Origin of the sequence: Pseudomonas sp. (assembly GCF_036387035.1) — a bacterium.
In the GTDB taxonomy this organism is placed as follows: domain Bacteria; phylum Pseudomonadota; class Gammaproteobacteria; order Pseudomonadales; family Pseudomonadaceae; genus Aquipseudomonas.
This window is the reverse complement of sequence record NZ_DASVUM010000268.1, coordinates 62,489-71,897: the sequence shown is the minus strand read 5'-3', so window position 1 is coordinate 71,897 and position 9,409 is coordinate 62,489. Positions and strand designations below refer to the sequence as shown.

The following is a 9,409-nucleotide window of genomic DNA, read 5'->3' as shown; positions in this document are numbered from 1 at the left end:
TCCATGGCGTCGAGGTTCATTTCGACGCGGCTCTCGGCCTCGGTGCGAATGCCGCCGTTGGCGATCACCAGGGTTTCGCCGTCCGGCATCCATGACACTTGATGCGGTCCTACGCCGTGAGTCGAAATCTCCCCGGTGCGTTGCAGCCGCTCGTCGACGAACCGGTACACCCCCAGCAACCCGCGGCCCGGATCGGTGGTGTCGTTTTCGGTGGCGTACAACCATTCGCCGTCCTTGTGGATGACGGCGTGGCCATAGAAGTGCCGATGGGGCTGCGAGGTAACGGTCTGCAGCAGGCGACCGTCGCGCAGATCGATCAGGTAACTTTCGGTCCCGGGCCGGCGCGCGACGAACAGCGCGATCGGCAAGCGCGGATGATTGATGATGTCATGACAGCGCTGGGCGACGGCGGTGGCAAACACCTGCGTGCCGTCGACGCGGTAGCCCACGGCGAAATGCTGGCCGTTGCCATCGTCACGAGCAGACAACAGCAACGGGCTTTCGCCTTTTTCCGCGAACAGTGTCCAGCCGCCAAACGTGACGGCACTGAGCAGCAGGCTGCCCAGACCCAGAGCCTGTCGTCGCAACATATCAGTCACCGTCATTGGCGTTGAAGCCCAGTTGAATGCCCAACGCCTTGGCCAGTTCGCCTTCGTGCAGGCGATGAACCACGTTGAGGCTGTCGTAGAAGGCGTTGAGTTGCTGTCGGCCTTCTTCAGTCGCCAGCAGGTCCCCGAGCGGCGGTTTCAGCGCGGCCAGCTGCCGGTTGCTCTCGGCGTAGGCGGCGTCGATCTTGTCGGCCAGAGGCTTCTGCTCGTTGGGCAACAGCCCGCGCACACCCTTGTTGTCCACACCGGCCCAGACTGTCTGCGCGCTGGCCAGACTCGCCTGCAAACTGCTGAGTGAGGCTTTGCTGCGCCAGGCGTCGGCCTGGAACGGCTGCGGCACACCCTTGGTGGCGCGGCCCAGCGGCGTGCCGAGTTTTTTCTTCAACGAGTCCAGCGCAGTTACTTGCACGCGCAGCAACTCGGCGATGGCTTCGTGGGAGTCGGCGTAACGCGGATTGGGAAACTTGCTCAACTGCGCGAGCATGCCGTCGTTGCTGTTCCAGCCGTTGAGGATGTCTTCGGCCAGCGCCTTCTGACGCTCACCGATGGCCACCAGCAGCGGGCAGTATCGGGTTTTTTGCTCGGCGTTGGCCATGTCGATGTCCGCATCGAACAGGATGTACTCATACGCCGATAACCCCTGGACCACGACACTGGATTTGGCCAGGGCGTCGGCGCTGATCTGCGGTTGTGCGGTAACCAGTTGCTCCACCTGACGGCCGACGAGGTTCTTCTTGTCCGGCCAGAACTGAATCTGCCAGGCACGATTGCCCTCCGCCAGCGGCCCGATCAGCAGCGGTTGCAGCTCGGCCCAGGCTTTCTGTGCGTGAAGGAAGTCGGCCCGGGCGGTGTCCAGATCGGACTTGCCCTGGCAGTAAGACAAGGCGCTGATCGCCAGTTGCCGGTCGGCATCGACCCAACGGCTATAAGTCGGCAGGATGACCTGGCTGGCGATGGCCGCGGACGTCACGGCTTGCGGGTCCGACGGCGCACACGCGCCCAGTGCCAGGGCGGCGAGGCTGGTGAGCAACAACTTGGGGCGGAACATGCCCGACTCCTTATCTTCAGAAATATGTTAGAGAGAATTCAGGAACGCCAGCAGCGCCGCGCGTTGTTCCGCGTCGAAGGCCAGCACCTGACGTTGCGCCGGCAACGCCTCACCGCCATGCCAGAGCACGGCCTCCATCAGGTTGCGGGCACGCCCGTCGTGCAGAAACTGCGTATGGCCACTGACGGTTTCGGTGAGGCCGATGCCCCACAACGGAGGCGTTCGCCATTGCTGGCCGCTGGCCTGAAACTCGCTGAGGTTGTCGGCCAGGCCTTCGCCCATGTCGTGCAGCAGCAGATCGGTGTAAGGGCGGATGACCTGGTTCGCCAGCTCAGGCTCGGCTGCATCGGCCGAGGTCGTGAATTGCGGCGTGTGGCATTGCTGGCAGCCGGCCTTGAAGAAAAGACTCTTGCCCGCCAGCACTTGCGGCTCGGCCACGTCTCGGCGTGCCGGCACGCCGAGGTTGCGGGTATAGAAGGTGATCAGGCGCAGGATGTTGTCGCTGACTTCTGGCTCGCCGTCAGGGCCTTCGCCGTTGGGCGCGGCCAGGCATGCGGTCTGTGATGGCGTGCAGTCGTCTACCGGCATCAGGCTGGAGGTCAGGCCCATGTCGCCCGAGAGCGCGTGGGCGTTTTGCTGCTGGATGCCGGGCTGCGAGGCTTTCCAGCCGAAACGGCCGAGCACGGTTTTCTGCTGTACGTCGTCCCAGACCCAATTGGGCTTGCCGGTGATGCCGGTGCCTTGTTCATCGTCCGGGTTGGCGTTGGCCAGAATCGCCGCCTGAGGAATGGCTTCCAGAAGCCCCAGGCCAATCATCGGCGGTGCGATGCGCGCGGATGCGCGGGTCAGCGGGTGCATCGGGCCATAACCTGGCTGGGTGATCTGCAGGGTCGGGCGGCGCAAATGCACCGGGGTCCCGTCGCGAAAATGCACGGTCATCGAATCGTAGTCGACCCGCACCTTGCCCTCGGGCGTTACGCCGGGAATGGCCATGTCCTGGAGTTGTTTGCCGTACACCGGCTCCGGTGTCAGGCCCAACTGCTTGATGTGTTCGGCAAATGCCGGGTCGTCGGGAATCGACAGCCGCACCAGCATTGAAACGGCATTGTCTGCCCCCGGCTCGGGTGGGTGACCCCGGCCGTCCTTGATGTGGCAGTTCTGGCAGGCGTTGGTATTGAACAACGGACCCAGGCCGTCGCGGGCGGTGGTCGTGGAGGGGGCGATCACCCACGGGTTACGGAAGAAGCTGTTGCCGACGCTGAAGTCCAGACGCCGGGCAGGCGACAGGTTGGCCGAAGGCAGGGAAAACGCATTGCGGTCGCTTTTGTTGACGGTCGTCGCACCGCCTGACCGTGACTCGCCGGGCTCGGCGGCGGTGAAACGCGGGGCGTCATCGCACCCACTGACGGCGAGTGCCATCAGCAGGGGAAACGATTGACGGAACCGCGCAGTCATACAGGTCCTGAAAAGGCGAGGAAATCGGGGCGAGCAAGCTTACCAGCCCCGGCTTTGATGAATAAGAGGGATTAGCGTTTGCAGGTCCTCTCGTAACGTGTTGTTACCAAATCATCCCTCGGTTAGCCGGTTGGCTAAACTCATGCTCCCGCGATCTGCAGCGCCGGATTTTCGACGAGCAATTGCATCAGACGCCGTTCTCCCTCAACCACCTTGAATGACCGGTAGTCGCCGATGCCGTCAAGTTGCCGTTCGCGCTCACGGATCGCCAGCTCCTTGGCCCGTTCGTAGCCGTAATGCTCCACCCTGAACGACTTGGTGACACTGCTGCCATTGCGCAGAGTGGTGCGTGCCACCCAATAAGCAATGCCGGTGTAGCAGCGGTAATGCACCCCCGGATAACCGCTGGTGTTGGTGGCGATGATGCGCTGACGGATGTCGCGGCTGAGCTTGGGCAGGTGAGCCAGCAGCAACTGGTCACGGCACGCATCTGCGGCTTGCCGTGCCGCGTCCCGTCCGCCGTAACGGGAGAAGGAGAACAGTCTGTTGAAGGTTCTGCCGTCGCGATAGATCGTCACCTTCCAGGCACGCGGGCCCTTGATGCCGACCAGCAGATGGATACCGTAATCGTTGGCTTTGAGCTTACTGACGCGGCGCCTTTTATTGTTTCTCTTGGGCACTTTCTGTCTCCTCCTGGATAGGGTGGGGTCAAGGAAGTGGGCATAGTCAGCGGCGGAGGAGGCGTGTTCAATCCGACAAGGAGCGAACAGGAAATGCCTTACAAAGGTTACAGACCGCTCCTCGGATACGATCAGTTTGGCGGGGATGTCGGGCCTTCGATTGACGAAAAAAATGCCGGCCCGTGGCCGGGTCGGCATTCGTTTGCAGCGTGTCCGGGTTCAATCCGGAAGGGCGACGCCCCCATAGACTTAAAGCGGACCTAAAGCGGTTTTGAAGCGGATCAGAACTCGTGGTCGGCGTTGTCCGGGTTCAGGTCGGTAATGCCCAGCTTGCCGGCGGCTTGCTCGATGGCGCCAGTCTGTTTGACCAGTGCGGCGATGGCGTCGCGCACCACCTGATTGCCCGCTGTATTGCCCGCCGCGATCAGTTGGTCGAAATGCTCGCCCTTGTTGGCGTGGTCGACGATGACCTGGAGTTTTGCCTGCGTCGCGTCGAGGTCGGCGCGCACGGTCTGGTCGGTCGCGGCATCAGCCTTGGCCACCAGCGAGGACAGGCTAGGGCCGGTCACTTTGCTGCCGTCGACACGGGTGTATTCGCCCAGGTAAACGTTGCGGATGCCCAAGCCGTTATAGAAGTGCGAGTTGTGGGTGTTGTCGCTGAAGCAGTCGTGCTCGTCCTCGCTGGAATTGGCTTCCAGCGCGACTTTCATGCGCTCGCCCGCCAACTCGCCCAACGACAGGCTGCCCATGCCGAAGAGCATTTTGCGCAGCCCGCTCTCGGCAGATTCTGCTTCCAGTGTGGCGCGGTAGTTGTCGGCGACGCCGGGTTTCCAGTTGTTGACCATCTCTTCGAGGTCGCTGACCAGCAGGTCGGTAGCCGCTTTGAGGTAGGCGCGGCGGCGGTCGTTGTGGCCGCCGGTGCCGCCCTGGCCTTCGATGTAGTCGCTGGCTGGACGCTCGCCGGCGCCCGGACCGGTACCATGCAGGTCCTGGCCCCAGAGCAGGAATTCGATGGCGTGATAACCGGTCGCCACGTTCGCTTCCGAGCCGCCGAGTTCGTTCAGGCTGGCGAGCTTCTCAGGGGTGATTTCGGTGACGTCGACTTTGTCTTCGCCGACCTGCACCGACGTGTTGGCGATGATGTTGGCGGTGGCACCCGGATTGCCCAATGCGTGCTGGTAATCCTTGGCGACGTAATCGATCAGGCCTTCGTCCAGTGGCCATGCGTTCACCTGGCCTTCCCAGTCGTCGATGATGGTGTTGCCAAAGCGGAAGACTTCGCTCTGCATGTACGGCACGCGCGCCGCTACCCATGCTGCACGCGCCGCTTTGAGGGTTTGGTCATTGGGGGTGGCGAGGAACGCGTCGACGGCCGTGCTGAGGTTTTTGGCAGTGGATTCGGCGTCGCTGAACACGGCAAATACGATGTTTGCGTAGTTGGCGACCACCGCTTTGGTGGCGGCTTCGCTGGTCTGGGCAGGCGCAGCGGCGGGGGCCGGCGCTGGCGTCGGAGCGGCGGCTGCGGCAGGTGCAGCAGCGGCGGGCTTGTCCTTGCCCTGATCACAACCGGCCAGAGCAATAGCGACAGCGAGCAGACTTGCGGTTGCCAGGGGCATACGAATCATGACGGAATCCTGCATCGAGAAGAGGTGTGAACGGTGGCGAGCGCCAAAAAAGCTGCGACATAATGCGAAAGATTTGCATTCTGTGTAAAGGCCATTTGCCCAGGCATTGGGGGCGAGATATTTCAAGCTGTTTCAGGGGATGTTTCGAGTGGTGGCTTGAGGATGGGCCAGGGAAATGCGCAACGTCTGCCTTCGTCTCGGAAGGCAGCGTTGCTACAGCGCCTCGCTGTGGGTGCGTTGCGCCTGTTTCAGGTAAACCAGTAGCTCGCGCGCCGGCAGCGGCTTGCTATAGAAATAGCCCTGACCTTCGTGGCAGCCCTCGGTAATGATGTACGCCTCTTGCTCGGCAGTCTCCACGCCCTCGGCGATCACCTGCATGCCGAGGCTTTTGCCCAGCTGGATGATGGCGCGCACGATGGTCGCGTCATCGTCGTCGTCGAGGAGGTCCTGCACGAAGCTTTTGTCGATCTTGATCTTGTCCAGCGGCAGGCTTTTCAGGTAGCTCAGCGAGGAGTAACCGGTCCCGAAGTCATCAATGGCGATCAGGGCGCCGGAGCGGCGCAGGCTCAGCAAATGCTGCGCAGCGGTGGTGATGTCTTCCATCAGGCCGGTTTCAGTGACTTCCAGCTCCAGGCTGCGAGGCGGCAGGCGGTAGATCTGCAGCAGGTTGTTCACCACCCGCGGCAGTTCGGCGTGGTGCAACTGCACGGTGGAGAGATTGACCGCCATGCGCAGGTCGCTGAAACCCTGATCGTGCCATTCGCGCAACTGTTTGCAGGCCTGATCCAGCACCCACTCGCCGATGGCGATGATGGTGCCGTTCTGCTCGGCCAGCGGGATGAACTGATCGGGCGGGACGAAGCCGTGCTCCGGGTGAATCCAGCGGATCAGCGCCTCGACACCAACCACACCGTGGTCGCGATAACTGATCTGTGGCTGATAGACCAGATGAAACTGCTCCCGGGCCAACGCTTCGCGCAAGTCTTTTTCCAGTTCACGACGCCGGCGCATCTCGCTGTCGACGCTGGCGATATAGAACTGGTAGCGATTGCGCGAGCGGCTCTTGGCCAGCGTCATGGTCTGTTCGGCTTTCTGCAGCAGCTTCTCGGTGCTGTCGCCGTCTTCGGGGAACAGCGTAATACCAATGGTGGCCCGCAGACGGATCTCTTGCTGATCGACAGCGAACGGCGCTTCCAGGTCGTCGAGAATATTCTGCGCCAGCTCGGCCGCTTCGTACGGCTGTTCGATATCGGCCTGGACCAGCGCGAACTGATCGCCGCCCAGGCGGGCAAGGGCGCCGAGGCGTCCGCTGTGGCTGCGCAGCCGGTCGGCGAGCGCCAGCAGCAACTGATCGCCGGCCTGATAACTGAATTGTTCGTTGATGCCTTTGAAATCATCCAGACCCACGCACAACACCGCGACGCGATGCTGCACTTTCCCCGAGTCCACTAGGATTTTGTCCAGTTGCTTCTGCAATTGCAGCCGATTGGGCAGGCCGGTGAGGAAGTCGTACTGCGCCATTCGCAGCAAGCTGGATTCGGCCTCGTGGCGCAGGGTGGTATTGCGCTCGATGGACGCCAGCAGTTGGTTGGCGGTGTTGACCCAGATCCCCAGCTCGTTTTTTTCGTGGCCTTTGAGCAAGGGCAATTGGTGCTCGCTGGGACGGTCGGGGTTGATGCTGGTCAGGTGCTCGATGATTCGGGACAGCGGTTTGGTGAGCAGCCAGTGGTACACCAGGTAGAGCACCAACCCCATCGCCAGCGCACGCAATACGCCGGAGATGAAAATGATCATGGAGTTGGTCAGGAAGGTTTCGCCGTAGGTGGCGGTGTCCAGGGTGATGCGCAGGTCGCCGTAATACTCGCTGTACGGGCTGCGACCCACCAGCTGCGTGGTGAAGCTGCGTTCCTGGCCGAGGATCGGATCGGTTAGCCAGCGGGTGGGGGTGGCTTCCAGGTCGCGCGATTTTTCGGCCAGCAGGGTTTCGTTCGGATGGCCAATGGACGCCATTCGCACGGCTTTGTCCTGAAACAGGCCTTCGATGACCTGCATGCCCATCTCCCGGTCCAGGCTATAGACGGCCTGGGTCGACGGGTCGCGGAACATGTCGAGGATGCGTGCTGCGTCCGTGGCGACGGCCTGGCGGATCTTGTACGCGTCGTAGACGATCTGTGCGCAACTGAGCACGACCCCCACGATCAGCGCTGAAAGCAGCACAACGCGAAGCAGCTTCACCGACAAGCTGTGTTTGAGTTCCAGCTTCAAATGGCCATTCCTTCATCCATGCTGATAGCGGGCTGACTGCGTGCAGGCACTGGCAATGCAGGCATTCGGATCACGCTTGCGGGGTGCGAATGACCCCCCATCGATCGGGCAAATCAGTTGATAGGCAGACCACTCAGGCCATCGGTACTGTGTCGGTTGTGCCTGAGGAAACTTGAGCCCAGCCGGTTGAATCAGCACGAAATCCGATATTAGTCCGCTACCGCTTCCAGACAATACATAAACGACAAACAGAAGGCGAAAAAAAACCCGGACGTGCCGGGTTTTTATTCAAGCGCTCATCAGGCGGTGAAGCTTTTGCCTTCGAACTGCTCTGCAACGAACTTCCAGTTGACCAGGTTCCAGAACGCCTCGACGTACTTTGGACGCAGGTTACGGTAGTCGATGTAGTAAGCGTGCTCCCAGACGTCGCAGGTCAGCAGCGGGGTGTCGCCGCTGGTGATCGGGTTGCCTGCGCCGATGGTGCTGGCCAGTGCCAGGGAGCCGTCGGCTTTCTTCACCAGCCAGCCCCAGCCGGAGCCGAAGGTGCCGATGGACGTCTTGCTGAATTCTTCCTTGAACTTGTCGAAGGAGCCGAAAGCAGTGTTGATGGCGTCAGCCAGAGCGCCAGTCGGTTGGCCGCCGGCGTTTGGCGCCAGGCAGTTCCAGTAGAACGTGTGGTTCCAGACCTGAGCGGCGTTGTTGAAGATACCGCCCGAAGAGGTCTTGACGATTTCTTCCAGAGTCTTGCCTTCAAACTCGGTGCCTGGCACCAGGTTGTTCAGGTTCACGACGTAGGTGTTGTGGTGCTTGTCGTGGTGGTATTCCAGAGTTTCCTTGGAGATGTGCGGTGCCAGGGCATCATGTGCGTACGGCAGCGGAGGCAATTCAAAAGCCATGGTAATTCTCCTAATCAGGTCAGTTGCGGTTTGCGCAAGGCCGATCACGGGCGGCCAGACAGAACTTACGCCGGCGAGTTTGTACTCTTTGCGGCGCAGGGGCTGGATCATAGCACCGGCCCCTGACCTTAACCACGCAACAACAGTGTGGAATAGAGGTTCCAGAGCGTTGCGCTGAAATCGGTCCCCGCGAGACGGCTCCTCACGCCGTTCTGATCAACTGCACGGCGACGCTGAACATCATCACAGCGACCATCAGATCCAGCAGCCGCCAGGTTGCCGGACGTGCGAGCCATGGCGCCAGCCAGGCGGCGCCGATGGCCAGAGTCGAGAACCACAACACCGACGCGCTCGCCGCTCCGGCCACATAAGCGCCGGGCACCGCCTGCTGGGCGCCGAGCGAGCCGATCAGCAGCACGGTATCGAGATAAACATGCGGATTCAGCAAGGTCACCGCCAGAGCGGTCAGCAGTACCGCGCGGCGTGACCGCTGGCCGTCGGCATCGCCCTGCGCGAGGCTTTGGGGCGACAGCGCGCGGCGCAGTGCCATGGTCCCGTACCACAACAGAAACACCACGCCGCCCCAGCGCGCCACGGCCAGGAGCGTCGGGTTTTGGGCGAGCACATTGGCCAGCCCGAACACGCCCGCGGTCACCAATAGGGCGTCGCAGACGATGCACAGCAGGGCCACTGACAGGTGGTGTTCGCGACGCAGGCTCTGCGCCAGCACATAGGCATTCTGGGTGCCGATGGCCATGATCAGGCCCAGGGAAACCAGCAGGCCGTTGAGGTAGCTTTGCCACATGATGTCGAATCTCGATCAGTTGAAGGA

General features: G+C 61.8%; 8 protein-coding genes. All 8 read right to left on the bottom strand.

Features of this window, described 5'->3' with window-relative positions:
• On the bottom strand, window positions 1-590 hold a 590-nt coding region (locus tag VF672_RS24190; RefSeq protein WP_331107708.1), incomplete at its 3' end, for a DUF1513 domain-containing protein.
• 1 nt (window position 591) lies between these two features.
• Window positions 592-1,656 carry an imelysin family protein gene (locus VF672_RS24185; protein ID WP_331107706.1) on the bottom strand — a complete coding sequence of 355 codons (1,065 nt, stop codon included), beginning with the start codon at window positions 1,654-1,656 and terminating at the stop codon, window positions 592-594.
• A gap of 27 nt (window positions 1,657-1,683) precedes the next feature.
• The gene (locus VF672_RS24180; RefSeq protein ID WP_331107704.1) at window positions 1,684-3,111 is read right to left on the bottom strand and encodes a di-heme oxidoredictase family protein; all 1,428 of its coding nucleotides are present in this window, start codon (window positions 3,109-3,111) and stop codon (window positions 1,684-1,686) included.
• Between the two features lie 140 nt (window positions 3,112-3,251).
• Entirely contained in the window at window positions 3,252-3,791 is a 540-nt protein-coding gene (locus tag VF672_RS24175; RefSeq protein WP_331107702.1) for an AP2/ERF family transcription factor, read from the bottom strand.
• Window positions 3,792-4,072: 281 nt separating this feature from the next.
• Window positions 4,073-5,416, bottom strand: coding sequence for an imelysin family protein (locus VF672_RS24170; protein ID WP_331107700.1), 1,344 nt, complete (start codon window positions 5,414-5,416; stop codon window positions 4,073-4,075).
• 213 nt (window positions 5,417-5,629) lie between these two features.
• Window positions 5,630-7,681 (bottom strand): putative bifunctional diguanylate cyclase/phosphodiesterase, encoded by a 2,052-nt coding sequence (locus VF672_RS24165; RefSeq protein WP_331107698.1) that lies wholly within the window; start codon window positions 7,679-7,681, stop codon window positions 5,630-5,632.
• Window positions 7,682-7,980: 299 nt separating this feature from the next.
• The gene (locus VF672_RS24160) at window positions 7,981-8,577 is read right to left on the bottom strand and encodes a superoxide dismutase (protein WP_331107696.1); all 597 of its coding nucleotides are present in this window, start codon (window positions 8,575-8,577) and stop codon (window positions 7,981-7,983) included.
• A gap of 202 nt (window positions 8,578-8,779) precedes the next feature.
• Window positions 8,780-9,382 (bottom strand): LysE/ArgO family amino acid transporter, encoded by a 603-nt coding sequence (locus VF672_RS24155; protein ID WP_331107693.1) that lies wholly within the window; start codon window positions 9,380-9,382, stop codon window positions 8,780-8,782.
• Window positions 9,383-9,409: the final 27 nt, after the last annotated feature.